The organism is Streptomyces sp. SID13726 (genome assembly GCF_010548375.1).
GTDB lineage: Bacteria > Actinomycetota > Actinomycetes > Streptomycetales > Streptomycetaceae > Streptomyces.
The window spans coordinates 1-388 of record NZ_JAAGLY010000839.1; the positions used below are offsets into that span (position 1 = coordinate 1).

Here is a 388-nt window from a genome sequence, read left to right on the forward strand (position 1 = left end):
CGGTATCCGGCGGCCGCGGTGTCGGGTTCTGGTCCGGGTGGCGCTCGTGGCGTTCTACGGTGCGGGGGTGAGCAACGAGATGCGGCCGGCGGCCGTGGACGGGCTGTCTGTGGTCGACGAGGTCCTGGCCGCGGCCTTGACCGCGCAGGGCGTGGCGGGTGCACGGGCGCTGGATCTGCTGGAGGACGCGCGCCGGATCCTGGCCGGGGACTTTCTGCGCCGGCCGGCCGAGGTCGCGGAGTCGTGTCTGCGCGGTGCGGCGGACGCGCTGCTGGGCCTGCCGGGTGCTCCGGTCGTGGTGGGGCTGAAGTCGGCGGCCGCCGCGCTGCTGGAAGCGGTGGACACCCTGCCCGGCCCGGCCGCCACCCCGTCCCCCGCCGCGCACGCA

The 388-nt window shown here is 76.8% G+C and carries 1 protein-coding gene; it reads left to right on the top strand.

Annotation, left to right across the window (positions count from 1 at the left end; translation table 11 throughout):
* Positions 1-67: 67 nt before the first annotated feature.
* A partial coding sequence (locus G3I78_RS50590; RefSeq protein ID WP_164437416.1) for a hypothetical protein occupies positions 68-388 on the top strand: 321 nt, incomplete at its 3' end.